Origin of the sequence: Methanoculleus nereidis (assembly GCF_032944295.1) — an archaeon.
Classification (GTDB): domain Archaea; phylum Halobacteriota; class Methanomicrobia; order Methanomicrobiales; family Methanoculleaceae; genus Methanoculleus; species Methanoculleus nereidis.
The window spans coordinates 739283-764426 of the sequence record NZ_JABFFQ010000001.1 but is presented as its reverse complement, the minus strand read 5'-3'; the positions used below and the strand labels follow the sequence as shown (position 1 = coordinate 764426).

The 25144-nt window shown below is 60.8% G+C and carries 36 protein-coding genes; 4 read left to right on the top strand and 32 right to left on the bottom strand.

Annotated elements, in window-relative coordinates; genetic code table 11:
• Positions 1–9: 9 nt before the first annotated feature.
• Positions 10–1035: a histone deacetylase family protein gene (locus HL657_RS04040; protein WP_317295530.1), complete on the bottom strand. Its 1026-nt coding sequence runs from the start codon at positions 1033–1035 to the stop codon at positions 10–12.
• 117 nt (positions 1036–1152) lie between these two features.
• Between HL657_RS04040 and HL657_RS04035 the strand changes: the two genes are divergently transcribed.
• The 3 genes from HL657_RS04035 to HL657_RS04025 all read left to right on the top strand — a co-directional run bounded on the left by HL657_RS04035 (position 1153) and on the right by HL657_RS04025 (position 3797).
• Positions 1153–1797 carry a GyrI-like domain-containing protein gene (locus HL657_RS04035; protein WP_317295529.1) on the top strand — a complete coding sequence of 215 codons (645 nt, stop codon included), beginning with the start codon at positions 1153–1155 and terminating at the stop codon, positions 1795–1797.
• Positions 1798–2017: 220 nt separating this feature from the next.
• Complete coding sequence (locus HL657_RS04030; protein ID WP_317295528.1) at positions 2018–3142, top strand: V-type ATP synthase subunit C; 1125 nt, start codon at positions 2018–2020, stop codon at positions 3140–3142.
• Between the two features lie 10 nt (positions 3143–3152).
• Positions 3153–3797: a V-type ATP synthase subunit D gene (locus HL657_RS04025; RefSeq protein WP_317295527.1), complete on the top strand. Its 645-nt coding sequence runs from the start codon at positions 3153–3155 to the stop codon at positions 3795–3797.
• On the opposite strand, the gene cmk is transcribed toward HL657_RS04025, so the two are convergent.
• The 28 genes from cmk to HL657_RS03885 form a co-directional block, all read right to left on the bottom strand.
• Entirely contained in the window at positions 3794–4339 is a 546-nt protein-coding gene (gene cmk, locus HL657_RS04020) for a (d)CMP kinase (protein WP_317295526.1), read from the bottom strand. The genes HL657_RS04025 and cmk overlap by 4 nt on opposite strands.
• Complete coding sequence (locus HL657_RS04015) at positions 4339–4959, bottom strand: DUF106 domain-containing protein (protein WP_317295525.1); 621 nt, start codon at positions 4957–4959, stop codon at positions 4339–4341. The genes cmk and HL657_RS04015 overlap by 1 nt, the downstream gene beginning before the upstream one ends.
• Before the next feature lie 6 nt (positions 4960–4965).
• On the bottom strand, positions 4966–5541 hold the full coding sequence (locus HL657_RS04010) for an adenylate kinase (protein ID WP_317295524.1): 576 nt from the start codon (positions 5539–5541) through the stop codon (positions 4966–4968).
• A 231-nt stretch (positions 5542–5772) separates the two neighbouring features.
• On the bottom strand, positions 5773–7206 hold the full coding sequence (secY, locus tag HL657_RS04005; RefSeq protein WP_317295523.1) for a preprotein translocase subunit SecY: 1434 nt from the start codon (positions 7204–7206) through the stop codon (positions 5773–5775).
• 20 nt (positions 7207–7226) lie between these two features.
• The gene (locus tag HL657_RS04000) at positions 7227–7652 is read right to left on the bottom strand and encodes an uL15m family ribosomal protein (RefSeq protein WP_317295522.1); all 426 of its coding nucleotides are present in this window, start codon (positions 7650–7652) and stop codon (positions 7227–7229) included.
• Positions 7653–7657: 5 nt separating this feature from the next.
• Entirely contained in the window at positions 7658–8119 is a 462-nt protein-coding gene (locus HL657_RS03995) for a 50S ribosomal protein L30 (protein WP_317295521.1), read from the bottom strand.
• Positions 8119–8736, bottom strand: a complete 618-nt coding sequence (locus tag HL657_RS03990; RefSeq protein ID WP_317295520.1) for a 30S ribosomal protein S5 — start codon at positions 8734–8736, stop codon at positions 8119–8121. Before HL657_RS03990 ends, HL657_RS03995 begins: the two co-directional genes overlap by 1 nt.
• A gap of 1 nt (position 8737) precedes the next feature.
• Complete coding sequence (locus HL657_RS03985; protein ID WP_317295519.1) at positions 8738–9265, bottom strand: 50S ribosomal protein L18; 528 nt, start codon at positions 9263–9265, stop codon at positions 8738–8740.
• The gene (locus tag HL657_RS03980; protein WP_317295518.1) at positions 9265–9717 is read right to left on the bottom strand and encodes a 50S ribosomal protein L19e; all 453 of its coding nucleotides are present in this window, start codon (positions 9715–9717) and stop codon (positions 9265–9267) included. Before HL657_RS03980 ends, HL657_RS03985 begins: the two co-directional genes overlap by 1 nt.
• Complete coding sequence (locus HL657_RS03975; protein ID WP_317295517.1) at positions 9710–10141, bottom strand: 50S ribosomal protein L32e; 432 nt, start codon at positions 10139–10141, stop codon at positions 9710–9712. The genes HL657_RS03980 and HL657_RS03975 overlap by 8 nt, the downstream gene beginning before the upstream one ends.
• 5 nt (positions 10142–10146) lie before the next feature.
• Entirely contained in the window at positions 10147–10671 is a 525-nt protein-coding gene (locus HL657_RS03970) for a 50S ribosomal protein L6 (protein ID WP_317295516.1), read from the bottom strand.
• 13 nt (positions 10672–10684) lie between these two features.
• Positions 10685–11077 carry a 30S ribosomal protein S8 gene (locus HL657_RS03965; RefSeq protein ID WP_317295515.1) on the bottom strand — a complete coding sequence of 131 codons (393 nt, stop codon included), beginning with the start codon at positions 11075–11077 and terminating at the stop codon, positions 10685–10687.
• A 12-nt stretch (positions 11078–11089) separates the two neighbouring features.
• Positions 11090–11269, bottom strand: coding sequence for a 30S ribosomal protein S14 (locus tag HL657_RS03960; RefSeq protein WP_317295514.1), 180 nt, complete (start codon positions 11267–11269; stop codon positions 11090–11092).
• Between the two features lie 3 nt (positions 11270–11272).
• Complete coding sequence (locus HL657_RS03955; protein WP_317295513.1) at positions 11273–11776, bottom strand: 50S ribosomal protein L5; 504 nt, start codon at positions 11774–11776, stop codon at positions 11273–11275.
• Positions 11773–12507, bottom strand: a complete 735-nt coding sequence (locus HL657_RS03950; protein ID WP_317295512.1) for a 30S ribosomal protein S4e — start codon at positions 12505–12507, stop codon at positions 11773–11775. The genes HL657_RS03955 and HL657_RS03950 overlap by 4 nt, the downstream gene beginning before the upstream one ends.
• Positions 12507–12872 carry a 50S ribosomal protein L24 gene (gene rplX, locus HL657_RS03945; protein ID WP_317295511.1) on the bottom strand — a complete coding sequence of 122 codons (366 nt, stop codon included), beginning with the start codon at positions 12870–12872 and terminating at the stop codon, positions 12507–12509. Before rplX ends, HL657_RS03950 begins: the two co-directional genes overlap by 1 nt.
• Positions 12873–12884: 12 nt before the next feature.
• Entirely contained in the window at positions 12885–13283 is a 399-nt protein-coding gene (rpl14p, locus tag HL657_RS03940) for a 50S ribosomal protein L14 (RefSeq protein WP_317295510.1), read from the bottom strand.
• On the bottom strand, positions 13280–13606 hold the full coding sequence (locus HL657_RS03935; protein ID WP_292727671.1) for a 30S ribosomal protein S17: 327 nt from the start codon (positions 13604–13606) through the stop codon (positions 13280–13282). Before HL657_RS03935 ends, rpl14p begins: the two co-directional genes overlap by 4 nt.
• Positions 13607–13619: 13 nt before the next feature.
• On the bottom strand, positions 13620–13892 hold the full coding sequence (rnp1, locus tag HL657_RS03930) for a ribonuclease P protein component 1 (RefSeq protein ID WP_317295509.1): 273 nt from the start codon (positions 13890–13892) through the stop codon (positions 13620–13622).
• A complete protein-coding gene (rpmC, locus tag HL657_RS03925) occupies positions 13889–14092 on the bottom strand; it encodes a 50S ribosomal protein L29 (RefSeq protein ID WP_317295508.1) in 204 nt (67 codons plus the stop codon). The genes rnp1 and rpmC overlap by 4 nt, the downstream gene beginning before the upstream one ends.
• Complete coding sequence (locus HL657_RS03920; RefSeq protein ID WP_317295507.1) at positions 14093–14797, bottom strand: 30S ribosomal protein S3; 705 nt, start codon at positions 14795–14797, stop codon at positions 14093–14095.
• Positions 14797–15258, bottom strand: a complete 462-nt coding sequence (locus HL657_RS03915; RefSeq protein WP_317295506.1) for a 50S ribosomal protein L22 — start codon at positions 15256–15258, stop codon at positions 14797–14799. Before HL657_RS03915 ends, HL657_RS03920 begins: the two co-directional genes overlap by 1 nt.
• A gap of 5 nt (positions 15259–15263) precedes the next feature.
• Positions 15264–15677 carry a 30S ribosomal protein S19 gene (locus HL657_RS03910; RefSeq protein ID WP_317295505.1) on the bottom strand — a complete coding sequence of 138 codons (414 nt, stop codon included), beginning with the start codon at positions 15675–15677 and terminating at the stop codon, positions 15264–15266.
• Between the two features lie 10 nt (positions 15678–15687).
• Positions 15688–16407 (bottom strand): 50S ribosomal protein L2, encoded by a 720-nt coding sequence (locus HL657_RS03905; RefSeq protein WP_317295504.1) that lies wholly within the window; start codon positions 16405–16407, stop codon positions 15688–15690.
• 11 nt (positions 16408–16418) lie between these two features.
• A complete protein-coding gene (locus HL657_RS03900; protein WP_317295503.1) occupies positions 16419–16667 on the bottom strand; it encodes a 50S ribosomal protein L23 in 249 nt (82 codons plus the stop codon).
• Positions 16664–17413, bottom strand: a complete 750-nt coding sequence (gene rpl4p, locus HL657_RS03895; RefSeq protein WP_317295502.1) for a 50S ribosomal protein L4 — start codon at positions 17411–17413, stop codon at positions 16664–16666. Before rpl4p ends, HL657_RS03900 begins: the two co-directional genes overlap by 4 nt.
• A gap of 6 nt (positions 17414–17419) precedes the next feature.
• Entirely contained in the window at positions 17420–18433 is a 1014-nt protein-coding gene (locus HL657_RS03890; RefSeq protein ID WP_317295501.1) for a 50S ribosomal protein L3, read from the bottom strand.
• A gap of 809 nt (positions 18434–19242) precedes the next feature.
• The gene (locus HL657_RS03885; protein ID WP_317295500.1) at positions 19243–19647 is read right to left on the bottom strand and encodes a Tfx family DNA-binding protein; all 405 of its coding nucleotides are present in this window, start codon (positions 19645–19647) and stop codon (positions 19243–19245) included.
• Positions 19648–19786: 139 nt separating this feature from the next.
• On the opposite strand from HL657_RS03885, the gene HL657_RS03880 reads away from it, so the two are divergent.
• Complete coding sequence (locus HL657_RS03880) at positions 19787–20629, top strand: F420-dependent methylenetetrahydromethanopterin dehydrogenase (RefSeq protein WP_317295499.1); 843 nt, start codon at positions 19787–19789, stop codon at positions 20627–20629.
• Positions 20630–21404: 775 nt separating this feature from the next.
• On the opposite strand, the gene HL657_RS03875 is transcribed toward HL657_RS03880, so the two are convergent.
• From HL657_RS03875 to HL657_RS03865, 3 genes are all read right to left on the bottom strand, one after another.
• Complete coding sequence (locus HL657_RS03875) at positions 21405–22826, bottom strand: aldehyde dehydrogenase family protein (RefSeq protein WP_317295498.1); 1422 nt, start codon at positions 22824–22826, stop codon at positions 21405–21407.
• Between the two features lie 159 nt (positions 22827–22985).
• Positions 22986–23915, bottom strand: a complete 930-nt coding sequence (locus HL657_RS03870) for a galactose-1-phosphate uridylyltransferase (protein ID WP_317295497.1) — start codon at positions 23913–23915, stop codon at positions 22986–22988.
• A gap of 177 nt (positions 23916–24092) precedes the next feature.
• Complete coding sequence (locus tag HL657_RS03865; protein ID WP_317295496.1) at positions 24093–25100, bottom strand: 5,10-methylenetetrahydromethanopterin reductase; 1008 nt, start codon at positions 25098–25100, stop codon at positions 24093–24095.
• Between the last annotated feature and the right edge of the window lie 44 nt (positions 25101–25144).

Below are 25144 nucleotides of genomic sequence, written 5' to 3'. Positions count from 1 at the left end.
ACCTGCCTGTCACAGGGGAACGGGCTGCCCCTCACCGGCATACGCCTCGACGAGCAACCGGGTGCTCTCCTTTGGCCTTCCGGCCTCGGGCACGAAGCGCGCCCCGTCAAGGGCCGCGCAGATCGTCCGGACAACCTCCGCATGAGAACGCCCGTAGCCCCCCTCGAGGACAAGGGCGAGAGCCTGGCTGCTCGCGTCCACAAGCATCCCGGTAAGAACCCCGAAATCACCCGGGCGAAGGAGCATTGAACCGAGCGGGTCGTCAAAGAGCGTATCCTGCCCCGCCGAGACCACCATTACGTCCGGCCTGAACTGCTGGATCGCCGGGATGAAGACCTCCCGAAAGACCAGAGCGTAGTCGGCGCCGGCCGAGCCGGCCGCAAGTGGGGCGTTGACGGTATACCCGGCGCCCGGGCCGGCGCCCTGCTCCTCCGGCCACCCGGTCCCGGGGAAGATCCCCGCCTGGTGGACCGAGCAGTAAAGCACCCTGTCCGAAGTGTAGAACGCAGCCTGTGTCCCGTTTCCGTGGTGCAGATCCCAGTCCACAATCGCCACCCGGCTGATCTCATTGAGCGCGCGGACTGTCGCGACGGCAACGTTGTTGAAGAGACAGAACCCCATGGCCCGGTCCGGTGTGGCATGGTGCCCTGGCGGGCGCACCAGGGCGAAACAGTGCTCGCCGTCGAGCGCCCGCTCCACCGCCTGCCATGCGGCCCCCGCCGCATACAGGGCCGTATCGAACGACTGCCGGGTGACGTAGGTATCGGGGTCGAGGTAGCAGGCCCGGCCGGGCGGGCACTCCCTGCAGAACGAACGGACGGCCTCGATGTGACGGTTGGTGTGCACCCGCGCCAGGTCTTTTACCGTCGCTTTTGCCGGAGCGATGCGGCGGGCCTCAGTGGGGACCCCGGCAAGGGCGGCATCGAGGCGTGCCTGCGACTCGGGGTGACCGGGCGCGTCGTGGCCGGCAAAGAGATCCCCTGTCACGACCGAGTAGGACATGGCAATCGACGATGGGTTGGCGGCGCGGGACATGAATCTTACCTGTCGGACGGGGACCCGGGGACACGGTGGCAGGGGCCGGATCATAAAGCGGTCGACGGGGCTGCTCCCTGTTCAACCGGCATACATGAGGTGGTCCGAGGTAGAGCAATGAACAGAATGCCGTTCGTGCGCAGGAGGTGCAACGCAACGAGGGGCAGGTCCGCCAGCAGAAAATATTTGAAGAGAGAAAAGGAATCATCAGATGGTAAGACGAAGCTCAGCCCACTTACAGGAAGAGAGAGGCCCTATCAAGGAGCAGAGCGATATTGCACATCGAACCGGGGGAGTAAGATGCCAAGAGTTTCGAAAATCGATGTTTTCCGAAAAAGAGAGCAACCCACCCTATCGATCCGCACCAGAACAAAAGTCGAAGATTTGCCCGTGCTGATCGGTGAGAGTTACTGCAAGATGGCGGCTTATCTGAAGGAACTGAGCGAATATCTCTCAGATGTCCCATATGTTGCATATCATAACATGGATATGCAAAATCTTGATGTAGAGATAGGGTTTCCCGTACCGGCAGCACTGCCGGCAAAGGAAGATATCCAATCGGGCTCTATCCCGGCAAGCAAAGTTGTCTTTTGCATATACCGCGGCGCATACAGAGATATGGCGTCGACATACGGTGAGATGGCAACCTGGATAGAGGAAAACGGGCTTAAGCCTGTCGGCACTGCTTACGAGCACTACTACAACGGGCCCGAGTACCCGGAGAGCGAACTGTTGACGATGATCGTCATGCCGGTAGTATAGACATCCTGGAAACGCACCCTCCACCCTGTCCCCGGAAGAGGCAGGCATCCGCCTGAGCACCCCGGGCTCCGGCATTTTTGACGCCCGGACATCGTCATGACCATCGACCCGTGCGATCCGGCCTTTGTTCCTGGGCCCGGTCCGTGAATTGCGCCCGGTTCGTCCCCCATCTCCGATCAACCGGATGTGCATTTATAGGAAGGAACGATAATGGAGTTCCATGCCACTGTGTGGCCCAATATCCCCCTCATGCATCTATGCCTGCACCCGGTTCCGGGTCCGCAGGACGACACTCCTCCCCCGTGAAGAGTACCTGCGGATCATGCGGATGAGCATACCGGAAGTCGTCGCTCACCTCGGCCGGCAGGAGTACGGGCAGGAACTCGCAGACCTCGCGCACGACTTCTCCGGCGCCCAGCTCATCGAAGAGGCGGTGCACCGCAACCTGGCGCAGTCGTTCCGGCACGCCATGACGATTGCTCCCGGGGACCTGCGGACCCTGACCGGAGAGTACCTCAACCGGTGGGATATTGCAAATGTCATGGCAGCTCTGCGGGGCACGGTCCATGGCATACCCCGGCAGCAGATCCGCGACCTCCTCATCCCGGCGGGCGAGATCGACAGCGCTCTCCTCGACCGCCTCCTCGGGGCCACGACATGCGACGAGATCCTCGAGGGCCTCCAGGGCTGGCGGCTCTACCCGGTCCTGGCGGAATACTACCGGATATGCGGGGAGCAGGGAGTCTTCGCCCGGATTGAGAACGAGCTCTATCGGCAATACTACGCCGGGCTGCTCGAACTCGGCTCATCCGGGTGCAGCGGATGCCAGGAGTTGATCGGCTACCTCCGGTTCGAGATCGATATCACCAATATGAGGAACCTCCTCCGGCTCCACTGCGCAGCAGAAGCATGCGACATCGCGGTCATCGACCGGACCATGATCCCGGGCGGCCGCATCCCCACCGGGCTCTTCCGGAAGCTCTACGGCATCGAGACGGAGGAAGAGTTCGTCACTGCCTTTTTGGCGACCGATATCGCCCCGGTTCTCGCCCAGGCGGTACGCGAACTCCGGCAGGACCCGAACTTCTCAAGCTTCGACGCCGCGGAACTGATCTGGCAGCGGTGGCACCACCGCCGGCGACCCGTTCATGAGATCGAGGTGGCGGTCACCCGCGTCAGGCTCCACCAGCTGGAGGGACTCTCCCGGCGTCACCCGTTCTCGGTCCTCCCGGTGCTTGCGTACCTCGAACGGAAGAGGTACGAGGTTGCGAACCTGCGGGCAATCGTGCGAGGAAAAGCATTCAATCTGCCGCCCGAGCGGATATGGCAGTATATCGTGCTGTAAGAGGAGCCTCATGCCGGTCGACGACATCAAACCCACCCGGTCCGGCCTCCTGCTCGTCAGGCGGCGAATGGCGCTCGCGGAGAGGATACATAAACTTTTATCGATGAAACTGGACGGCATGATGCTGGAGCTGGTCAAACAAACTGATCGGACCGCCCGCGAGCGCCGGGAACTTGAAGAAAAACACAACAGGGCACGAGAGATGGTAGCGGTCGCCGCCATGATGGAGGGGGCTACGGGGGTGCTCCTTGCAGCGCTCTCGGTGGAGACGTACCCCACTTATACGGCCGGGTACAAGAACGTCTTTGGTGTGCAGCTCCCGGACTTCGAACCGGTGATGGTGAAGAAGACGCTCGATCAGCGGGGTTACGGTATCCTCGGGACATCGTCGGTCATAGACGACGCTGCCGACGCCTATGAGGATCTCCTTGAAGCGATCATCACAAGCGCCGAACTCGAAGAAGGGGTCAAGCGACTGCTCGACGATATCGAACGGACCCGCCGAAGGGTGAACGCGCTGGAGCTCAAGATCATCCCGGAGCTCGAGGAGGCACGCCGGTTCATCGAGAATCAGCGCGACGAGATGGAGCGGCAGGAATGGACACGGCTCCGCCGCATCAAAAAGATAAAGGCAAAGAGGGCAGGGAGGCTCTAGAGGTCGTCGGCCTGCTGCCGCGCGAGGCACACGATCGCGGTATCCACAATCGCGCCGAGAGCGTCCACGCCGAAGGTCTCGGACGAGAGGATGACATCATATGCCGAAAGGTCGTCGATCTCGATACCGTAGTAGTTCCGGTAGCGGGTGGCCTCCGAGCGCTGCCGGTTCTCCGTGAAGACACGGGCCCCCTCTTCGTCCATCCCGTCACGGCCTGCGATCCGCTTCGCGCGGCAGGCGAGCGATGCGGAGAGCCAGATCCGGAGATCGGCGTTCCCGATCATCCGGCCTGAGAGCCTGCCCTCGACGATGATGTTCTCGGCGCCCTCGCCGATCTCTTTCTGCCGGGCGTCGATCATCTGGTCGACCGAGGAATCGTTCTCTGCGAACTTCCCGAAGTCGGCGAGGTCCATGTCGTGCTCCCGGGCAAGCTGGCGAAAGACCTCTCCCGCGGAGATGAGGTCGAGCCCGTGCTTCCCGGCGAGGTAGCGGGCGAGCGACGTGGTGCCGCTCCCCGGCGGGCCGCTGATGGTGATCCGCATCAGAGCCCTCCGATGTTGAGGGCCTTCCTTATCACCTGGCTGATGGTCAGCGAACAGAGCATGTACCAGAGAATCCACGCAGGGACAACCCAGAACGCAAAGCCCGAGAGGCTGACGGCCCCGAGGAAGGGCAGCACGATACCGTTTGTGATTGCGATCTCCGTCCCGACCGGCGGGAGCCGGAGGAGGAGCCAGAAGAAGATCGGCACGGACAGCACAAGGATGATCGCCATCGGGGTGAACTGCTGCCGGGATATGTCGAGCTGGTCCTGCATCATCCGCTCCTGCTTCCCCTGGAGTTTCTTGATCCGCTTTTCATCCCCGGATAACTGGGCCTCCCGGAACTCTTTCTGGAAGACCTTCATCTTCGCCTGCGTCTCCTGCATCTTCTCATAATCGATGGTGTACTTCTGGACAAGCGACGAGTACAGCCCCGTCATGCCGGAGAGGATCATGATCATGACGAAAAACGGCACGCCGAGAGTATCGATGAACGGGCCCAGCACTACATTCATCGCCGAACCGACCGTCACCCGTATCCACTCGACGCTGTACGAGAGCATCACCAGCATGGTGAAGAGGAGGGCGATCGTCGGGCCGTGCTTCTTCAGGTCCACCATACCAGGTTACCTCAGCACACTCACCAGGTCGTCAATGCCCTGTTCGAGCAGGAAGTTTTCGTTCCGGACGATCTTGATGGTGCAGCCGGTGTACATCGCATATGCCGCGGCAACCGCGCGGTTGAACTCCTGGTGCTCGGCGATCGCACGTGACCCTTCCATATCGCGGGTTCTCGACTCGTCACCGAGCCGGCGCATCAGGATCTGGTCGGGATCGGTCTCCACCAGCACGACGATATCGGGCATCAGTTCCCGGAGCACCCATTCGGGCAGCCCCGCAAGGAATCCCGTCGGGGTCTTGACACTGCTGTGGGTATCAACGATGATGTTCGCATCGCCGCTCATAGCGGCGATCCCCGAGGCAGCCGCCTGCTGAAGACGTTTCTGGACATCTTTTCCGAGCTTGCGCATTTCGTCGCGATTGGAGACCAGGTTCTCTTTTTTCGCCACGTCAAACATGAACGTGCCGAAGTTGACGGGCTCGTAGGAAACGCCCTCGGCCGCCAGTCTCTCCATCGCACCATTGATGACGGTGGTCTTTCCGACACCGGGAACCCCCGTCACGACGACTTTCTTGCCCAACTTTATCACTCCATTTAGAATATAGTTCAGTATAAAATAAATCCGCGCCTGAAGAGTAAGTCCTTTCGGAATCACTTCGGGCCCGGGCGGTCCCGCGTGGAAAATGGATGTCGTGCGGAATTTGGGAAAAGGGAATGAGTTCCGGACCCACCCCTGGTCGAAAAAGGTGCTGACGCACCTTTTTCTCCAGGAGTAACTCCTCCGGCCCGACCCGGGGTCGGGCCTCCGGACTTACTCCTTCCCAAAGAACGACCGCATGAACGGGTACATCTCCATGATCTGCTGGCTTGCGACCTCTTCATAGAGACGGTAGGTGATACTCACCGCAAGCAGCAGCCCGGTTCCTCCGACCGCGCCTATCACACCGAAGAGGTTCGCGACGACCGAGAGGAGGCCGATGAAGACACCGCCGATGACGGTGATCCGCGGGATGTAGCGGTCGAGATACTTCACAAGCACCTGCTCGTTCCGCCGGTAGCCGGGGATATGCATCCCGCTCCTCTGGATCTGCCGGGCCACATCCTTCGAGTCGAGGCCGGCGGTCTTGACCCAGAAGAGCGCGAAGATCGCGCCCCCGACCACCATGACGGTGATATCGATGCCCATACGCAGCATGATCTCCCAGGGGGCGTGCCCGAGGTCGGAGAGCCACCACATCCAGTCCTGCGGCTGGTTGATGGGAGCGATGTACCACATCAGCCCGTTTACCGGCATCTGCCCCTGGAACGTGCCCAGGATCGTTATCCCGGCGTTCGAGAGGAACATCCCGATCATCTGGATGTTTGCCTGCAGGACACGGACCAGGATCATCGGCAGAACGCTTGCATAGATGAGCTTCACCGGGAACCGCGCGCGAGCCCCGCGGACAGCGGTATGCGCGAGCGGGATCTCGATACGGGTCGACTCCACGTAGACGATGACCATGAAGATGGCAATCGTCGTGATGAGGGCCAAGAGGTCCGTGCCGAAATACTCGAGGAAGTTCGCACCCGAGGTTCCTATGGCAAACAGCCGCGGGAAGAACCCGATCGGGAAGGGATCGGTGCCCGTCTGCCAGTTCAGGAAGCCGTTCACGAGACCCTGCGAGACCCCCGCAACGATGAAGAGCCCCACGCCTGAGCCGACGCCCCACTTCGTGACGACCTCGTCCATCAACACCACCAGAAGTCCGCCGATGCAGACCTGGAGGAAGATCAGGAGCGAGACCGTGAGCATATTGCCGCCGAAGAACTGCATCGCCACCGACGCATCGGGCATCATCATCCCGCTCGCGACCATGGGGAACGCTTCGACGATGATCATCACGAAGATGAGCAGTTTCTGCAGGCCCATATACATGACCTGGCCGCGTGCATCGCTGGTATCGATCTGCAGGATTCCGGCACCCTTGAGCAGCTGCAGCACGATCGACGCGGTGACGATCGGCCCGATACCGAGATGCAGGAGCGAACCGCTCGCACCGGCAAGCAGGGCCCGGTACATTCCGAAAATATCCTGTGACTCAGCAGAGAGCCCGAAGATATTGATGTTGGTCAGTGCAAAGTAGAGGAGCAGGATCGCAAGCGTCCACATGAGTTTATTCTTGAAGTGGACGTGGCCCTCCGGACCTCTGACTGCAGGCATCGCTGCAAGGATGGGTTCAAATCTATCCAGCAGATCTCCCATGGTTTCACCTAAAAAGAAGATCAGACGGTCGTTGCCTGACCGCCCATCTCCTCAATCTTTGTCCGGGCCCGTTCTGAAAATCCGCGGGCGGAGATACTCAGTTTATGGGTGACTCTTCCGCCACCAAGTACCTTCTCGATGCCGATCTCGGCGGCATCGAGGGTAATAAGGTCTCCTTCCTGGCTCGCAAGCCCTTCACGAAGCAGTGCTTCGGCCATCTGGTCGATCTCCCCCACGTCAAGAGCGGATACCGACACGGATGTCTTGCTGATAAAACCGTGCTTGCCGTTGGCTATCTCGCCCTTCAGGTAGAAATGGGAGAAGCGGTGATCGCGCTGCCCGGCTCTACCTCGTCCACCCCTGTTGCCGGCGCCACGCCGGTTTTTGTGCGTGCCGCCGCCGCAGGTCCGTGAACCCCTGTATTTGGATCTCTTGTTTACGGGCATCAATCTCACCTCATCTTGTAGAGGAGATCGTTGATCTGGGGGCCATAGTAGCCGAGAGCTCCACCCTGCTGAAAGGTTCGCTTGATGGTTTTATAGCCCTTTCGAGGTGGGTGCAGTCTCAGCACCGGTTTGATCTCCACCAGATCGCGGAAACTCATCTCGCCGTTGCAGAGCGCTGCCGCGAATTCGTCGATGTCGGCATACGGGGTATGCGCACGGACGTAGTCGTCGGTCAGTTTCTCGTCGCCGGTCAGTCTGCCCCGGGTGCGCAGGAGGGTGGCCAGGGTCTCCCGGTCCACCTCGCCGTAGGCCACGAAGTCCTTCACCTTGCGGATCATGCCAAGATACGCCGGCGTATCGGGCACCAGAACGCAGTGGTTGACGTGATGCAGGCGGAGCATCTTCAAGGTGTCCTTGATCTCGCGGTTGGTCTTGACCACGCCGCGCACCTGTACTACCGCGTACATCACTCCGTCCCTCCAATCCTGACGATGTTCGTCTGCTTGAGCGCCTCAAACGTCGCCTTCGCGTAGTTGATGGTTGTCCGGGTCTGTCCACGGTTGAACGCCCAGACATCCTTGATGCCTGCAAGCGTCAGGACCTTCTTCGGGGTCTCTCCGGTCACGAGGCCGATACCCTGCGGGGCGGGCTTCAGCGTCACGCGGACGCTGCCCGACTTCCCGGTCACTTCAATGGGGATCGAGTGGCCGGTATCGCAACCGCACTCCCAGCTCCCGCATCCCCGGGAAACCTTGATCAGATTCAGTTTTGCGTTTACGATTGCCTTCTGGATCGCGTTACCGACCTGAACGTCCTTCCCCTGGCCGAACCCGACGTAGCCGTTCCGGTTGCCGACCACCACGACGGTCCGGAACTTCACACGGCGTCCCGAATCTGTCATCCGCTGGACCATATTGATGTCCAGCACTTCGTCCTCCAGGTCGGGCAGGAGGAGATCGACGATCTGCGGCTCCTTGATCGGCCTGCCGCTCGCGAGCACCTCATCGATACTGGTGATCTCGCCTGCGGCGACCATGCGCCCGAGACCGGTGAGCGGAATCCATTCTTCCTGTACGTATGCCATGTCACACCAGCTCCTTCTTGATGGCCAGAGCCACAGCCTCTACATTCGCTACCAGGTTGCCCGCCCGCTCGGGAGCATACCCGGCGATGTGGGCACCCTTGAGCCGCTCCTCGTCGGGGAGGATTGACTCGCCATAGGGGACGTCGAGACCCCCGTCCACTGCCCCCTTGAGGGCGGCAAAGACACGCGCACCGGGTTTTGCCCGGGCGAGCCCGATATCCAGGATGGCCTGATCGTATCCCGCGTTCAGCGCCTTGACCGCAAACAGCATCCCGGTCAGGTAGGCGGCCGGGGTGTTCGCGGTCGATCCCTCGTAGCCGTAATCGGCAAGTTCCGCCGAGTATGCAGCCACCAGGGTGCGGTCTCCCTCAATCTCGGGAACGACCAGCTGCACGATGATCTGCCGGTTTGTCCTCCTGACGACCATCCTCGGGCTTCCCGATGACAGGAGCGACATCCGCTTGTAGTAGTCAGTCTTGCCTTCGTGCCTTCTCCGGAAGGGCACGAAGTATCTTGGGCCGGTTGCCATTATTTCATCCTCCCTGCCATCGTCTCAACATGAGCCGCAAGGTGCGACACACTCCGGAACTGCCCTCCGGAAGCCCGCCGGTACATCAGGCGATAGAGACTCCGATCGATTGTACCTTCATCACGCATCTCGCGCAGAGTCCGCCTCTGCGCCCGGATCTTCCGGATCCATGACCGCTTGCTGGAACCGCGTGCTCCGGCGGCACCCTTCCTCCGCCCCGGTCCTTTACGGTGGCCGTAGGAACGCTTTGCCATCCGGATGCGGGCCCTGCCGCGGCTATTCCCCTTCACGGGATGCGCCTTGATCGCGCCTTCCCCGATGAGGTCGCGCAGGTCGTTTCTGGAGATCGCTGCTTCGATATCGGTCTGGCGCTCGGGATCGAACCAGACGCGGTTGACCCCGCACTTGAGAATGGCGGCCGCCATTCGCTTCTGGCTGGCGAGATCACTCATCCTCGTTCACCTCTTCTTCGATTTCGGCGGGCATTTCGGCCGCACGGGTGAAGTCCTTTGCGTTCAGCACCTTGAGTCCCAGTTCCAGGGCCCGGGTCTGAATCACTTCACGCTTCTTGTTGCCCACGGATCCGCCGATCCGGACAGCCTGGGTCTCCGGGTTCAGTCCTGCAAGTTCTGCCGGTGTGAACACCCGTACCTCCGCATAGCCGCTCGGGTGCATGCCGCGAACTGCGGCGGGGCTCCCGTATCCCGGCCGGGGAAGGGCTCCCTTTGCACTGAACTGCCGTCTCTGCTTGTTGTGCAGACCACGCGGACGCCGCCAGACATCTGCCAGCTTCGCTTTGCGGTGAAGTCCCCGCCTCTTGAAGGCAGGCTTGTTGTGCCGGGTGCGGACGCGGATCAGTCTTCTTGTTTCATCCATCGGTTTCACGCCCTCTCGGTGATATAGATGCCGTCCTGGAACACCCGGGGGTCACGCTTCGTGATCCTGGTCGCGTGCTCGATGTTTGCGGCCGTGTTGCCCACCTTCTCCTTGTCGATACCGGTGAGAGTCACCTCGTCGTTTCCAAGCTTGACGGTGACGCCCTCGATGATCTTTGCGACCCGGGGCTGTTTCTCGCCAAGGAAGTTGTTGATCTCGAGGCGGTTGCCCTGCTGTTTGATCTGGATCGGGAAGTGGCTGTAGACCACCTTCATATGATACTCGTAGCCGTCGACGACGCCCCGGATCATGTTCTTCACGTGAGCCTCGAGCGTGCCGCTCATAGCGAGGATCCGCTTCTTGTCGGATGCCGTGGAGACGACGACTTCGCCGCCTTCGACCTTGAGATCGATCTGCGGGAAGCGCATGTCACGGACCAGTGTGCCCTTCGGTCCGGAGACTGTGATCACACCGCCTTCGAGTTTCACGTCCACACCGGGAGGGATCTCGACCTGTCGTGTAATTCCCATACTCGCTCCCTCCTCAGTAGACGTATCCCAGCAACTGCCCGCCGATACCCTCGCTCCGGGCCTCTGCATGGGAGATGACTCCCTTCGAGGTCGAGACGATCAGGATGCCGAAGTTCTTTGCGGGGAGGTACTGCGACTCCCAGTATTCCATATCAGCCATCGCCACCGGGAACCGGGGAGTGATGGCGCCACACTTATTGATCGTTCCGGAGAGTTGGACCCGGAACTGGCCGCCACGGCCGTCGTCGATGAACTCGAAGCCGCCGATAAAGCCGTTTTCCTGCATAACGCGGAGCATTGCACCGAGAATTTTGCTGGCGGGTTCAACGATAACCTCACTCTTTCCAGAGTCGCCGGCATTCTTGATCGTGCTCATCGCGTCAGCGATTGGATTCAGTCGTGCCATATTCCTTAACCCCTAGTTCATCTTCTTGAAGCCCATCTTGCTCGCCCACTCGCGGAAGCACTGGCGGCAGAAGTAGATACCGTACTTACGCACAAGGCCCTGCTTCCGGCCGCAGATGCGGCACTCGTTCGCGCCACGGCCAAACTTCCTGGCGTTACCACCTGACGCAGGCGCTTTTGACTCTTCTGCCATTCCTTACACCTCCACCTGGTAGCGCTCGCGCATGAATGCGATGGCTTCCTCTTTGCTCACTTTCTGGTCTTCTGGCAGTTTCCTGCGCTCGACGCTTCTGCGTGCAATCCGCACGCCTTTGTGCTCGAGCACCACGTTGACGTCCATACCGTAGATCCCGATCGTCGGGTCGTAGGACATGCCCGGGAAGTCGGTATGCTCCTCGATGCCGAAGGAGACGTTCCCGGTTCGGTCAAACTGCGAGGGTGCGAGCCGCTGCTCGACGATCGCGAGCGCGGTCGTGATGAACTTCTCGGCGTTCTCCCGGCGCAGGGTAACCTTGCACCCGATGGGTGCGCCCTTCCGGATACCGAACGCCGGTTGGGTCCGCTTGGCGATGGTGCGGACGGGCTTCTGGCCGGTGATCTGCTTCACGAGGTCTTCGGCCTTGACCAGCCGCTCGCCGCTCTCCCCGACGCCCATGTGCACAACGACCTTGTCGACGTAGACATCCTTCATCGCGCTCATGCCGAACCCTCCAACTCAGGTGCAATCGCGGAACGACCGACCATGAAGATGTACTCCTCGATGGTCTCAAACCGCTCATCGGCCGAGTCGTCCACGAGAACCACGCGATTCGGAACGGAACTCGCCGTCTTGATGATCTCGACGACCCTGCCGACCTTGCCGGAGTGCTTTCCACCGACGACCATGGCCACGTTGCCTTCGGCGAAGGGGAAATGGTCGACGATCTGGAACCGGCCTTCATCGGTCTTTCCGTCGCCGAGGGTCACCACGACAGAGTCTTTTGCCCTGTAGGTGTTGTCGGCGAGGACGTTTGCACCGAACGCGAGGTTCAGCTGCACCTTGCCGCCCTTGATGGTGGTCTTGTTCCGGATCTTGCAGAGCCGGGTCTTTGCGGACTCCGCCGGGATCTCGACAGCGACCAGATTGCCCCGCATGTCGAGCTGAATGCGGTAGTGCTTTCCGAGCTTCGGGATCGAGACAATGTCAAAGACACCGAGGCCCATCTGGGGGTTCTTGCAGGCCCGCCCGTTGACAATGACATCCCGCTGGTGCAGGATCTTTTTGACCTCGCTTGCATTCTGTGCAAGGCCGATGTGCTCACGGAGCCAGACACCGACCGGCAGAGCGCCGGCGTTATGGGGGCCCGGAGCGGTCTTCATGACAAATTTCTGTACTTTCTTCGGGATATGCCAGGACCCTGGCGCTACCAGCCGCTTGAGATGCTTGGACATTATGCTCCGCCTCCGAGTCTCTCCTCACGTAGTTTGTCTTTCAAGTTGAGCTTCGTGATCTGCACGTTCGAGGGATCGACCGGCCGGGGGACCTCGGTCCCGTCCGCTTTCGTCACCATCACGCCGTGCACGATCACCCGGCACATCTTCATATCCACCGCATCGACGACACCTTCGTCACCGGCGAAATCTCCACGGAGTACCCTGACGGTGTCGCCCTTGACAATACGGGTTCTCCGGGCGTTGTACTTCCCACGGAGTTCGGGGGAGAGAGATGCGGAGAGGAACCGGCCCCGGGTGTGGTTCGGTGCGTTGTAACGCGCCTTGCGCTGTTTCCTCGGCTGTTTGCTAACTATACGTACCATATTTACCACACCTTACACGATTATCGTCGCCATGGAGGCGATCTTCGGGAACCGCTCCGCGATCTCACGCGGGACGGCGCCCTTAATCTCGGTCCCCTTCGGCTCGCCGCGCTCGTTGATGAGCACCATAGCGTTGTCTTCGAACGAGAGACGGATGCCGTTTGGACGGCGGATCTCCTTCTTCTGTCGGATGACCACTGCTTTCTCGAGCTTCCTCCGCATATCGGGGGTGCCCTTCTTGACGCTCACGGTCGCGACGTCGCCGAGGCCCATGCAGGGCTGCCGGCGTCGGACACCGTGATAATAGTCGACCGAAACGACCTCCACAAGCCGTGCGCCGGTGTTGTCGGAACAGACCATCCGGGAGCCGGTGGCGAGGGCGCGCGGAATGGTCGACTGCATCGCCTTCATTCCTTCATCACCTCGACCACAACGAAGTTCTTGGTCTTTGAAAGCGGCCTGCACTCCGCGATCCGGACCACATCACCAACGCCCGCGTTGATACAGGGCGTGCTGTGGGCATGGTACCGGGACCTGCGTTTCTCATACCGCTTGTATTTCTTGACGTAGTGGAGGAACTCACGCTCCACGACGACAGTACCGTTCATACGGTCGCTCACGACTTTGCCGGTAATCACCTGGCCGCGTACCGGCAAAGTGCCGTGAAACGGACAATTTGCGTCCTCACATTCCGTTTCCGGAATGGGAACGTCCAACCCAATGTTTCGTGCCATTATTCATCCTCATTTATCTGATGCGCATACTGATCCGCCGTTCCGGCTGCGTCTCCAGGCTCGATCCGTCGACATCGACGGTCGCGCCGTCAGGGAGCCGGAAGCGAAACACGCTGAACCGTTTTGGTATCTGCTTTTCGCCCCGCCCGGTCAGGATAACCAGGGTATTTCGGGTCTCATCAGTGACGCGACCCGATACCCCGGCATGACCCGGGTTGCTCGCACGAACGACCAGAACATCCAGGCCGATTAACTCGTGCCGCAGGACGTTCTGGGGGGAGATCATGCGTTCCTCCGTGCGTTCTTCTCGGTCAGGATGCGCGCAATCGTCCTTTTTACCTCGCGAATCCTCCCGGGATTCTCGGTGGCACCGCCGGCGCTGACCTTTCCTCGCTCCTGGATCAGTTCGAGGGAGAGCTTCTGCTCCTGCTCGAGGAGTTCAGTGTCGGAGAGTTGCCTCACTTCCTGTGCGCGAAAGATTGCCATTTACCTCTCCTCCACGTACTCCTCTTCGGAGGTCTCCTCGAACTCTTCCGCGAACACATCGTCGCCGACTTCTTCAGGCTCGATGGGCTCTGCCGGAGCCTTCTTCGGCTCGGGTTCAAGGACATCGAAAGCATCGGGCAGCCGTGCGTCCGGCGGGACGATCTTGACCTGGACACCGATAGTCCCGAGTTTCTTGATCGCAAGCGCATAGCCCTTCTCGACGATCGTCTCGCTGGGCTCACCGCAGTGCTTAACATAGCCCTCGGTGAACTTCTGCGTCCGCGACCGCGAGCCGGTCAGTTTCCCGGCGACGATGACCTCGCAGCCAAGGGCGCCGGACTCCATCACCCGGCGGATCGTGCTCGATCCGGCCTTCCTGAAGTACCAGCCGCGCTCAAGAGCGTTTGCCAGTCTCTCAGCCATGATCTGGGCGTTGAAGTTGGGGTTCTGAACCTGCTGGACTTCCACCTGCGGGGACTCGATATCGTAAGCGGTGGCAAGGTCCTGGGTAAGCTGGCGAACCTGCTTGCCGCCTTTCCCGATCACGATACCAGGCTTCTCCGCAAAGATGGTCACCTGGGTGCCGAGCGGCGTCCGGGTGATGTCCATGCCGCCGTATCCAGCCCGCTTGAGTTCCTTCGTGAGGAACTTCTCGACGCGGACGTTGCGCACGCCTTCCGTGATAAATTTCTTCTCAATTGCCATTACGCCACCTCGGTCACGACGATCTCTATGTTCACAGTCTCCCTGCGCTTCGGGGTGGCGCGGCCCATCGCACGCGGGAAGAATGCCCGGAGGCCACGACCCGTGTTAGCGGCGACGTGGTCGATCCGGAGGTTTTCGACATCAAGGCCGATGTATTCGGCGTTCTTCTCGACGGACTCGAGCAGCCTGATGTAGGCCTCTGCAGCCTTGACCGGGTACCGGCCGGCGGGCCACTTCTGAAGGCCGCGCTTGTGGGCGACGTTCCGGTTAAACCGTTTGAAGGGGATGGCCTTCTTCAGCGCCACCACGTCGGCGAGATACGCCTTTGCTTCAGTGGTGGTCATCTTCCGGATGAACCTGGCAATCTCGATCGAGTGCTTGGGAGAGACAGGAAGCTCGTTCGCCTTGGCGCGAGCGACGTTCTCACCCTCGATCTGTGCTGAATAACCTGTTCTTGCCATAACCATCACTTCAGCGGTACGTACTTACTCGACCGGGTTGCACCGATACCGGCGCTGCCGTGGGAAACCCTTCTGCGGGTCAGTGCAAACTCTCCAAGATAGTGGAAGACCGCCTCGGGCTGAATCTCCACCGCCTGGAACTCCTTCCCGTTGTGGATCTCGATGGTTCTTCCCACCATCTCGGGCATGACAATCATGTCACGCAGATGGGTGCGGATTTTCGCGTCTCCCGACCGGAGATCGGCAAGGAGTTTCTCATGTTCTCGTGAGAGACCCCGGTCAAACTTCCTGCGTGCCCGGGCCGGCATGAGCGGCAGCAGCTCGGAGAGAGCCATCTGCTGCAGGTCCGCAACGGTGTAGCCGCGATAGGTGAACTCCTCGCGGCGCCGCGGCATTCTCTTCTGTGTCTTCTTTGCCATGCTTCACCCCTCACTTCTTCCACTTGCCGGTTCTCCGGGCGGCAATGTTCCCGACCTTTCTCCCGGGGGACGTGCCGCGGGAGACGGTCTTGGGCCTTCCGCAGTGCTGGTGCCCACCGCCACCGAACGGGTGGTCGATGACGTTCATGCAGACACCCTTGACGCGAGGCCATTTCTCGGAAGAGGACCGGACGTGGAAGTGCTTCTTTCCTGCCTTGACGAACGGTTTTTCGCCCCGTCCGCCGCCGGCAACGATACCGACGGTTGCCATGCAGGCACCGTTGAACCACTTGTTCTTGCCGCTCGGCATCCGAACACCGACTCTGCCGTCATCGGCCTTGCCGATGACGAGGGCCTGGACCCCGCTCGAGCGGACGAACTTGCCGCCGTCGTTCGGGCGCGCTTCGATGTTGCAGACGTATGCACCGACCGGGATCTCCCGGAGCGGCAGGGTGTTTCCGTTCTTCACCGCGCCTCCTATTCCCCAGGAGACTGCGTCGCCGACACCGAGCCCCTCGGTGGCGAGAACGTAGACCTTCTCGCCGCTCTCAAGCCTGGCGAGAGCGATCGGTGCGTGGCGGGCCGGGTCGTGTTCGATATCGACGACGGTCCCGGTGGTCAGGGCGTCATTCTTCCCTACGTGCCGCAGCTCAGCCTTATACCGGTGCGACGGTGCACGGTAGGTTGGGCCGCCTTTTCCACGGTTCTGTGCTATAATTCTATGTGCCATCGTCACTCACCTTACATGATTCCCAGTCGGCTGAGGATCTCTTCAGCCGCCTTCGCATCCGAAAACGTTACAATGGCCTTCTTTTCGCCCTTCATGGTCATCATGGTGCGGACATTGGCCACTTCCTGTTCAAAGGCCGACTCCAGCTCGCGCTTGATATCCTGCTTGGTGGCATCCCTCTGCACGATAAACTGGAGCTTGCTCTCACCTTCGAGCATCATCGTTGCTTTTTCAGTAACGAATGGGTATTTCAGTATCATGAGAACTCCTCCAGCCTTCGGATGGCAGATTCCGTCCAGACCGTCAGGCGTCCTGCCTGCGTGCCGGGTGCCAGCAGTTCGGTGTTGAGCTGGCTGACCGTCACGGCATCGACTCCGGCAAGATTCCGGGCTGCCCGGAGCGGCTCGTTCCCCGTGACGATGAGAACGCTCTTGCGCTGCTTGTAGCGGCGGCCACGCATGGTGCCCCGCCCTGCACGGACTTTCTTGCTATCCTTCGCCCGCTCGACGTCGGCATAGACACCGAGCGCAGAGAGTGCGGAGATGACATCGCCTGTGCGGGTGATCTCCTCGAACCGGTCCTCGAAGACCAGCGGGAGGTCGCCCTCAAAGAGGTGCCCGCGTTCCTGGACGAGGTCCTGGTAGGTGCTGGCTGCGACGGCAGACCGGAGAGCTTTCTGCTTCTCTTTCCGGTTGATCTCCTTGACGAGGATCTTTTCTACCTTCGGGGGGTGCGCTGCGCGCCCGCCGGTTGCCTGCGGCACCCTGGCCACCCTGCTGCCGTTTTTCAGCCGGGGGACCTGAGCGACACCGCGGCCGCTGCCCCAGGACTCTGCCGAGGTGCGCATGCCGGCATAGGGGTTTGTCCCATGCGGCTGGAACCGGGTGCTCTGGAGCGCGAGGACGGCCCGCTTAATCAGGTCGGGTCTATACTCTTCGTTAAAGATTTCCGGGAGATCGATCTCGTGAGCGATCTCGCCTGTCAGTGTTCGAACCTGTGCCTTCATCGCTGCTCACCCCTGCTGGCTCTGCGCGCTGACGAAACTGATCGTCGGCGTGCGGACGGTGTGTTCACCCTGCCGTATCGCGGAGCGTATCCGGACCAGCCTCTTGTTCGGTCCCGGGACGGAGCCCTTGATCAGCACGTAGGGGCCGCGCACAAGGCCATAGTGCAGGAACCCACCTGCCGGCGTTATGTCGTCGCCGTCGGTGCCGATCTTTAAAATGCGCTTGTTGAACTCGGTACGCTGCTGGTAGCCCATCTGACCCGACTGCGGGACCTGCCACCGAACATGGTGCGGGTGCCACGGACCGAGGTTACCGATGTGACGCTTCTTGCCGCCGCGGGAGTGTTTCCGCTTCCGGACCTGGACGCCCCAGCGCTTGACGGGGCCTTCCGTCCCCTTGCCGGTGGTAACGGCGGTCACATCGACGTACTCGCCGACCTCAAGGTTGCCGGAGATCGTAATCTCCTTTCCGAGAATATCGGCGGCGTAGGCAATCTGGTCGTCAAGGCTTCCGCCGGCGATCCGCATCTCCATCAGATCGGGGACCTTCTTCGGGACCCCGGTGAGTTCCATGGGCCGGGTGTAGGCCAGAGCGTAGAGTTCCACGACCTTGCCTTCGCCGACGGCGGCCTTGATGGCGTCGAGGGCGGCGGCGGTGTCGTGATTCTTCGGGACGTTGACGCGGCGGGACAACTCCTCATCGAGGTCAGTCGTCCACGCTTCGGTCAGCGCATGCTTTCCGTAGGTATCCTCGCTGTATGCGCGCACGCCTGCCACCCGCATGGGCGGGACCTCAACCACGGTCACCGGCACCATCACATCCTTGCCTTCGGTGGGGCTGCTCTTGTGGTCATCGACCATGATGACGTGGGTCATCCCCACCTTGTACCCTGCGAATCCCTGCACGGCCGGGGCTCCCGTATACTCCGGCCATGAGCCGTAGCGGGGAACCGGGCTTTTTGCCCGTTTTCTCGGGCTGTACGCGAGGGATCCTCTGCGTGGTCTGTTAATCTTCGGCATTTTTCAATCAACCCTTCGTGCGTTGTAGCGTGAGGCATCACTCTGCAGCAACCTGCAGAGCGATGCATGCGCTGGGCCTCGTGCCGAACATGCCGGCACGATGGACCTTCTGGCGAACCCGTAAGGGGCAGGATATCGAACGCCACGCCATTTTGCCGTAGCGTAAGGGAAACAGTTGATGGAGGCAGCAAAGCCCAGAAGGGCAGAGAGACGTTCGTCTCCGTGCGCCCAACCGCTCTCGCTGCCGTCCCGGTGTGCACCAGGTGCATTCCAGTCGTCGCCAACAGATCCTGACTCTCCGACGCTTCCGGGAAGAGTATTCCCGGAACCGGGCGCGCTGCACTGGCGTTGGCCCAACGTCTCGATCAGATCCAGCTCCTGTCATCCCGTTGTGACGAGCACAACTCCATATCGACATCGGCCCTCCGTGAGGAGGGTTCGACCTTGTGTCTTGTACCTTCCACACCCTTCCGCCGCGGGTCCCTGATCCGCCTACGCGGGAGATTTGGGGACACTCCGGGAATCGGGGGCACGTATAGTGCCGCCACCCACCCGGATCCGGGTGGAATTGTGCAGAGCGGTTTCTTAAACATTACTTAAAATGTGATATAAATCTTGTTATCGCATTTTCCGGGAATATACGTCGAACACCTCTGCGCTGCAGGTGCGGCACCTATGCACCGGATTACACGGTCGTGTGGATAAACGGAGGGCTGCAGTGACCCGGTTCGCAGCAGGCGACCGGGTGACACTCTCCCACGGGGCGTCCGCTCCGGCACGGAGCCTGTGCGCGCCCGGGGAAAACCGCATTATCCGAAGTACAGGTCGCCGTCTTTGTTGATATAGATCTCAACGTCCTCGCGGACCTGCCTTCCTCTGAACCGCTCGGGATTAGCGTCCCTGAGCCTGTTAATGAGCGAGATCGTGTCGTATTTGACCTTCAGCCCCTTCTTCTCGGCTTCGGCGTAGATGAACTCGGGAGCCTTGAGCAGGTCGAGGCCGCTCTGAAGCGTACAGAGGTGCACGGCGTCGAGGGTGTAGAGGAACTCGAGTGTCTCGCGTGCGCGCGAGATATTCTCGAGAGCTGCCTTTTCGATGGTGCAGACGTTTGCCTTTGAGGTATGGATAATCTCCGCGATCTGTTGCTGCGTCAACCCCTTCTTCCGGTAGCGCAGCACTTCTTTCTGGCGATCGGTAAGCAGACCCTGTTTCATCAGGTATATATGGACGGTATAAATTTAAACACTTTTCCTTAACCCTACCTCTCCGGGCGGGATTTGCGGGGCTTTTTCAAAACGTTTATATGAGAACTTGGTGATACTATCGTGTTCTCAAATTTTGAGAGGTGTTAAAGTGGTTGTTAAAGTAGGAATTGCGAAACTGGGAAATATCGCCAGTGGTGTAATGGGTGAACTGCTGCTCGACGAGCGCGCCGACCGTGAGGATATCATTACCTTCATGGCGACCTCCGGTACGAAACTGCAGCCCGAGGATATCGACCGCGTTGTCAGCAATATGAAGGCATGGGGCCCGGACTTCTGTATCGTCGTCTCCCCGAATGGCGTCCTTCCCGGACCCACCCAGGCCCGTGAGGACCTCGCAGCGGCTGGAATTCCCTGCGTCGTCATCACCGATGATGTCACCACCAAGAAGGAGCAGTTCGAAGCGCTCAAGGCGAGCAACTTCGGCTACATTATCATGAAGGCCGACGCCATGATCGGCGCCCGCCGTGAGTTCCTTGACCCCATCGAGATGGCGGACTACAACGGGAACCTCGTCAAGGTACTCGCCCTCACCGGCGCGTTCCGCAAGATGCAGACGGAACTCGACAAGGTGATTGACCAGGTGAAGGCAGGCAAGAAGGGCGCGGACCTCGCGCTCCCGAAGGTCGTCATGACCTCCGACAAGGCCGTCGACGGCGAGTTCAGCAACCCCTACGCGCTCGCGAAGGCCCGTGCCGCCTACGAGATCGCACAGGCGGTCGCAGGCGTCAACGTCAAGGGCTGCTTCATGACGAAGGAGTGGGAGAAGTACATCCCGATCGTCGCGAGCGCCCACGAGATGATGCGTCAGGCGATGGTCCTCTGCGAGGAAGCACGCGACCTCGAGAAGGGCATGGACGCGGTCATAAGGAAGCCGCACAAGAAGACCGGCGAGATCGTCGCAAAGACGGCACTCATCAGCAAGCCCGAGTAACCTCGGCACCACTTCTTTTTTCGAGTTTGTAGAGCACTTTACCCGTGAGAGAGTATGCCGTTTGTCTCCGCCGGTAAGCGGGGTGAGAGCGGGATCTTCGGGTGTCCATCTCCCCATCGGTGCCTCGCATGAAGTGCGACGGGCCAAAGGGCTGGAGCATGAGCACCGCTATGTGCGAGTCACGACGGTTCAAAGCGTGATGGTTCGTAAGAACCGGAGCGTGAGCACCGTCAGGTGCGAAGAACCGGAGCGTGAGAAACCCGAGGGGTTTCGAGTGCTGGCAACAACGCAACTAAAATAAAAAAAGAACCCCGTGCAGTGGACCGTGGGACTATCGCCATAGGGGGGAACGACTGCCGGGACGGCAGGAGTTCGAGCACCGAAGGTGCGAAGAGGGGCTGACGGGGAGTGCGATGGGCGGAACGCCCGGAGCTCGGCCACCGTCAGGTGGGGAGTGCGAGCGAAGCGAGCTTGAGCACCGGAGGTGCGAAGGGGGGAGTATCCCCCCCGTCTCCTCACACTGGATGGCTCTCCTCAAAAGCCCCCCACCGCCCGCGCTTCGCGCTCCTCCCGCCCCCCCAAGGGGGGCGGGCAGTGCGTGGCGATATTACCTCGAAAACCGTGTCAGTGTGGTCGCAGAAAAGTGGCAGATGCGGGAAACGAGAGGCAATTCGCGAGCATCGGCCTTCTCAAACACCTTCCCCCTCGGGAAGCCATTATTCGTGTAAGAAACTATTCGCCCGGCACCTGCCACCTCATTGACGGATAGCACCACCTACGGCGAAAAGATCATCATCCGCTCTTCGGTCATCTCCTCGATCGCGTATTTCGGCCCCTCGCGCCCGATGCCGGAACCCCTGACTCCGCCGTAGGGCGCGTGGTCCATACGGAACGTCGAGATGTCGTTGACCACCAGGCCGCCGACCCGGAGCTCCACAAACGCCTGCGCGATCCTCCGGGAATCGTGGGTGAAGATGCCCGCCTGCAGCCCGTATTCGGTGTCGTTCACGAACGCTATCGCTTCCTCGAAGGTCTCGTAGGGGGTGACCGTCACCACCGGGGCGAAGACCTCGGTCCGGTTCACCGCCATATCCGGTGTCGTGTCGACAAGGATCGTCGGCGCAACGACCGACCCGTCGCGGGTTCCGCCGACGAGCACCTTCGCGCCGCCTGCGACGGCGTCCTGCACCTTTGCAAACGCCGCGGCGGCGGCAGACTCCGAGATCATCGGACCCACGTTGGTGCCGAGCTCGCGCGGGTCGCCGACGGTAAGGGTACGGACCCGGTCGACGAGCATCGTGAGCACCTCCTCAAAGATCGGACGGTGGAGGTAGACCCGCTGCACCGCGATGCAGGTCTGGCCGGCGTTCGAGAAGGCGCCGGCGACGATGCGGCCGGAAGCGAAGGGGATGTCGGCATCTTCGTGAACGACCACGGCCGCGTTGCCGCCAAGTTCCAGCCCGACACGTTTCCGGCCGGCGATCTCCCGGAGGTGCCACCCGACGGCCGGGCTCCCGGTGAAACTCACGCAGGCGATACGGTCGTCCCGCACCATTCTCTCCGCAAGATCGGTGCGGCAGGGAACGACGCTGATCGCTTCGGGCGGCATCCCGGCGTCGAGCGCCATCTCGCCGAGCATCACCGCGGAGATCGGGGTGGCCGACGCGGGTTTGAGGATGACGGAGTCTCCGGCGGCGATAGCCGGCCCCAGCTTGTGGCAGGCGAGGTTGAGCGGGAAGTTGAACGGCGTGATCGCGAGCACCGGGCCGAGCGGGAACCGGCGGAGGCAGCCGACCCGTCCTTCCCCGGCCGTGTTCCAGTCAAGCGGGAGGATTGTGCCGTCGATTCTGCGCGCCTCCTCAGCAGACACCTCGAGGGTCTCCCGTGCACGCACGACCTCGCTTTCGGCGAGAGCACGGGTCTTTCCCGCTTCGAGCATGATTGTATCAATAAGGTCCGCTGCACGTTCCTGAATGAGCCCGGCAAGGGCGTAGAGGATCTCTGAGCGGCGGTGGGCCGGAAGGCGCCGGGTGAGATCGAAACCCTGTTCTGCACAACGGAGGGCATCCTCGATATCCCCGCTTCCGGCAAGGCAGACCCGGCCGACGACCTCCCCCGTGTAGGGGAACCGGACGTCCAGGATATCGGTGCTTATTCGCCATTCTCCCCCGACCAGGAATGCATGCGGGTCTGTCATAGAAGATGGGTTGGTACGACTTGGAGATAATTTTTGGCTCTGTTAAAATCCTTCACGCAACTTCCAGGTATTATCCGGTTGCCAATAGAGGCGGGGGTGCGACCCCTGTCGGGATAGCTACACTAAAAGCAGCGGTACACCTGGGGATATTCAAAAGAACTACTTGTGCTCCCGGAAGAGCGCGCCCAGGTCTTCGGGGAGCGTCAGGATGACCGGTTCCAGGTGCAGCCGCTCCATGAACGCCGAGTCGCACATGGAGAAGGTGTTCGGGTTTAACCGTGCAATGATAGAACAGAAAGCACGATGGCCCTGCCCGGCTGTTCCGGGGGCATCAAAGAAGATCGAGGCGTTGAAGGCGTGCGTGCCGAGGCTCCGGTAGAATTCGACGATACGGAGAATCCCGTCGGCCAGAGGGTCGATATACGGTTCGAGTTCCTCAAGCGTCGATATCGGGAGGATTCCCCGCACCTCACGCTCGCCGAGGGGGACAGGGTTTGCCGACCAGAAGATCTCGTTCTCAAAGAGGAACCTCTCAGAGCAGCGTTCGCGCTCCACCAGGTCCTCCCAGTAGAGGCGGCCGTGATCGGCGAGGTAGCGGCGGCCAGCGGATATGTAGAGGTCCGCAAGGTGGGTGGGCTCCAGGTCAGCGATGCCCTGCAGGTGCGGGTGGACGATGCTCGCGCCGGCAGAAGGGAGGTGGTTCCAGTTGATGCTCGCGTATCCGGAAGACCCGGACAGGGCCTGTGCCGTGCCGGATATGGCATCGGCGAGACACCTTCGGTCGAACCGGCCGGGCGTGTGATCGGACGTGATCACCGTGACCACGTGCCGCTCGGCAAAGGGGTAGAGGTTCGGGAACGTCACGCTCTCCCCGCACCGGAGACGGCCACCGTCCTCAAACGTCGGGGTGGAAGTATTTATGGCGCCGGGGCAGAACGGGCAGCCGTCACGAGAGTCGGGCATGGCGGGGGCGGTGTCGATCTGCCGCTTGAAACGGACAGGACTGATCCGGCACCGGATACCGGTGAGCGACTCCCGGCGGTACTGGAGAACTCCCCGCTCTGTCCGAATCTCGTGGGTGGTGAACATAGCCCTTGTACACCGGTTAGCGCGCCGACTGTATAAAACCCTGTCCGGGTTCGCGCTGCCGGCAGCCCGGGGTGTGGAGAGGATGTGCCACTGCCGGAAATACCCGTGGAACCGATCCGCATCAGCTATCCGGCAGTACGGTCCAGGAGGAAAAAAGGTGATGAGTGTTTACCCGCCTCAGACAATGTACTTGCCGAGGAGGCGGATGGAGTTGGTCATGTCGGGGCCGAGCGGCGAGCCGAAGATGATCTGGGTAACTCCGGACTTTGTGAGGTCATCGCACTTCTGCTTGACCATGTCGGGGGTTCCGGCGATGGTGAAGGCGTCGATCTCCGCGTCGCTGACGAGTCCGCCGACGGTCTTGAAGTCGAAGCGGCCGAGCGCTTCCTTGATCTTCGCGACGTTGTCCAGGTTGAGTCCGTGGCGCTGCAGGAGCGCGGGCGGGGAGCCGGCAGCGATGAACGCGGCAACGATCTTTGCGGCGTTCCGGGCCTTCTTCTCATCCATGTCGATGGACATGGCGGTGTAGGCGCCGACGTCGAACTTCTTCTTGCCGACTGCATCCATGGCCTTCTTGATGATCGGGATGGCGACGTCGAAGTCCTTGGGGTTCGAAGCGTTGATCAGGGCGCCGTCACCGATGGTTCCGGCGAGCTCGAGGACCTTGGGACCCTGGGCACCGATGTAGACCGGGATGCCCTTCTTGCCGGGCAGGTTGACGCCGGTCAGCTTGGCACCGTCGTAGTCGAAGAACTCCATGTTGCCGCTCTTCTTGACTTCCTCACCGGCGAGGAGTTTCCTGATCTGCTCGACACCCTCTTTCAGGTGACCGACGGGCTTGACGGGGTCGATCGCGAGCTTCGGAAGGGTCGACAGGTCGCCGGGTCCGATACCGAGGACGGCACGTCCGTCGGAGATCTCGTTTAAGGTAGCCATGAAGGACGCAATGGCTGCCGGGGTGTCGGTGAATGTGTTCATGATACCCGGTCCCATCTTGATCGAGTCGGTGTTTGCCGCGATCATGGCGAGGGTCGGGTATGCGTGACGATTGTTGTAGTGGTTGGTAATCCAAGCGTAGTCGATATCCTTCGACTCTGCAAGCTTGGTGTAGTTCACCACCTGCTTGACATTGATTGCTCCGGGCACAAATTCAATTCCATATGTAGTCAAGGCTATGCACCTCATTGAGTAGTTACGTGCAGGGAGTTAAATATATTATCATTTTGTGC

Bases quoted from the DNA above. Each gene is read 5' to 3' on its own strand.
- HL657_RS04000 (WP_317295522.1), bottom strand. From the start codon at position 7,652: ATGCCCGTAAACAAGAGATCCAAATACAGGGGTTCACGGACCTGCGGC.
- HL657_RS03885 (WP_317295500.1), bottom strand. From the start codon at position 19,647: ATGAAACAGGGTCTGCTTACCGATCGCCAGAAAGAAGTGCTGCGCTAC.
- HL657_RS04030 (WP_317295528.1), top strand. From the start codon at position 2,018: ATGCCACTGTGTGGCCCAATATCCCCCTCATGCATCTATGCCTGCACC.
- HL657_RS03920 (WP_317295507.1), bottom strand. From the start codon at position 14,797: ATGGCAATTGAGAAGAAATTTATCACGGAAGGCGTGCGCAACGTCCGC.
- HL657_RS04040 (WP_317295530.1), bottom strand. From the start codon at position 1,035: ATGTCCCGCGCCGCCAACCCATCGTCGATTGCCATGTCCTACTCGGTC.
- HL657_RS03935 (WP_292727671.1), bottom strand. From the start codon at position 13,606: ATGGCACGAAACATTGGGTTGGACGTTCCCATTCCGGAAACGGAATGT.
- HL657_RS03865 (WP_317295496.1), bottom strand. From the start codon at position 25,100: ATGAGGTGCATAGCCTTGACTACATATGGAATTGAATTTGTGCCCGGA.
- HL657_RS03980 (WP_317295518.1), bottom strand. From the start codon at position 9,717: ATGAGTGATCTCGCCAGCCAGAAGCGAATGGCGGCCGCCATTCTCAAG.
- rplX (WP_317295511.1), bottom strand. From the start codon at position 12,872: ATGGTACGTATAGTTAGCAAACAGCCGAGGAAACAGCGCAAGGCGCGT.
- secY (WP_317295523.1), bottom strand. From the start codon at position 7,206: ATGGGAGATCTGCTGGATAGATTTGAACCCATCCTTGCAGCGATGCCT.
- rpmC (WP_317295508.1), bottom strand. From the start codon at position 14,092: ATGGCAATCTTTCGCGCACAGGAAGTGAGGCAACTCTCCGACACTGAA.
- HL657_RS03910 (WP_317295505.1), bottom strand. From the start codon at position 15,677: ATGGCAAAGAAGACACAGAAGAGAATGCCGCGGCGCCGCGAGGAGTTC.
- HL657_RS04035 (WP_317295529.1), top strand. From the start codon at position 1,153: ATGAACAGAATGCCGTTCGTGCGCAGGAGGTGCAACGCAACGAGGGGC.
- HL657_RS03915 (WP_317295506.1), bottom strand. From the start codon at position 15,258: ATGGCAAGAACAGGTTATTCAGCACAGATCGAGGGTGAGAACGTCGCT.
- HL657_RS03995 (WP_317295521.1), bottom strand. From the start codon at position 8,119: ATGTACGCGGTAGTACAGGTGCGCGGCGTGGTCAAGACCAACCGCGAG.
- HL657_RS03990 (WP_317295520.1), bottom strand. From the start codon at position 8,736: ATGGCATACGTACAGGAAGAATGGATTCCGCTCACCGGTCTCGGGCGC.
- HL657_RS03950 (WP_317295512.1), bottom strand. From the start codon at position 12,507: ATGTCCAAGCATCTCAAGCGGCTGGTAGCGCCAGGGTCCTGGCATATC.
- HL657_RS03960 (WP_317295514.1), bottom strand. From the start codon at position 11,269: ATGGCAGAAGAGTCAAAAGCGCCTGCGTCAGGTGGTAACGCCAGGAAG.
- HL657_RS03875 (WP_317295498.1), bottom strand. From the start codon at position 22,826: ATGACAGACCCGCATGCATTCCTGGTCGGGGGAGAATGGCGAATAAGC.
- HL657_RS03905 (WP_317295504.1), bottom strand. From the start codon at position 16,407: ATGGCACATAGAATTATAGCACAGAACCGTGGAAAAGGCGGCCCAACC.
- HL657_RS03965 (WP_317295515.1), bottom strand. From the start codon at position 11,077: ATGGCACGACTGAATCCAATCGCTGACGCGATGAGCACGATCAAGAAT.
- HL657_RS03890 (WP_317295501.1), bottom strand. From the start codon at position 18,433: ATGCCGAAGATTAACAGACCACGCAGAGGATCCCTCGCGTACAGCCCG.
- rpl4p (WP_317295502.1), bottom strand. From the start codon at position 17,413: ATGAAGGCACAGGTTCGAACACTGACAGGCGAGATCGCTCACGAGATC.
- HL657_RS03985 (WP_317295519.1), bottom strand. From the start codon at position 9,265: ATGGCAACCGGCCCAAGATACTTCGTGCCCTTCCGGAGAAGGCACGAA.
- HL657_RS03900 (WP_317295503.1), bottom strand. From the start codon at position 16,667: ATGATACTGAAATACCCATTCGTTACTGAAAAAGCAACGATGATGCTC.
- HL657_RS04025 (WP_317295527.1), top strand. From the start codon at position 3,153: ATGCCGGTCGACGACATCAAACCCACCCGGTCCGGCCTCCTGCTCGTC.
- rnp1 (WP_317295509.1), bottom strand. From the start codon at position 13,892: ATGATCTCCCCCCAGAACGTCCTGCGGCACGAGTTAATCGGCCTGGAT.
- rpl14p (WP_317295510.1), bottom strand. From the start codon at position 13,283: ATGAAGGCGATGCAGTCGACCATTCCGCGCGCCCTCGCCACCGGCTCC.
- HL657_RS03955 (WP_317295513.1), bottom strand. From the start codon at position 11,776: ATGAGCGCGATGAAGGATGTCTACGTCGACAAGGTCGTTGTGCACATG.
- HL657_RS03970 (WP_317295516.1), bottom strand. From the start codon at position 10,671: ATGGGAATTACACGACAGGTCGAGATCCCTCCCGGTGTGGACGTGAAA.
- HL657_RS04015 (WP_317295525.1), bottom strand. From the start codon at position 4,959: ATGGTGGACCTGAAGAAGCACGGCCCGACGATCGCCCTCCTCTTCACC.
- cmk (WP_317295526.1), bottom strand. From the start codon at position 4,339: ATGCGGATCACCATCAGCGGCCCGCCGGGGAGCGGCACCACGTCGCTC.
- HL657_RS03870 (WP_317295497.1), bottom strand. From the start codon at position 23,915: ATGTTCACCACCCACGAGATTCGGACAGAGCGGGGAGTTCTCCAGTAC.
- HL657_RS03975 (WP_317295517.1), bottom strand. From the start codon at position 10,141: ATGGATGAAACAAGAAGACTGATCCGCGTCCGCACCCGGCACAACAAG.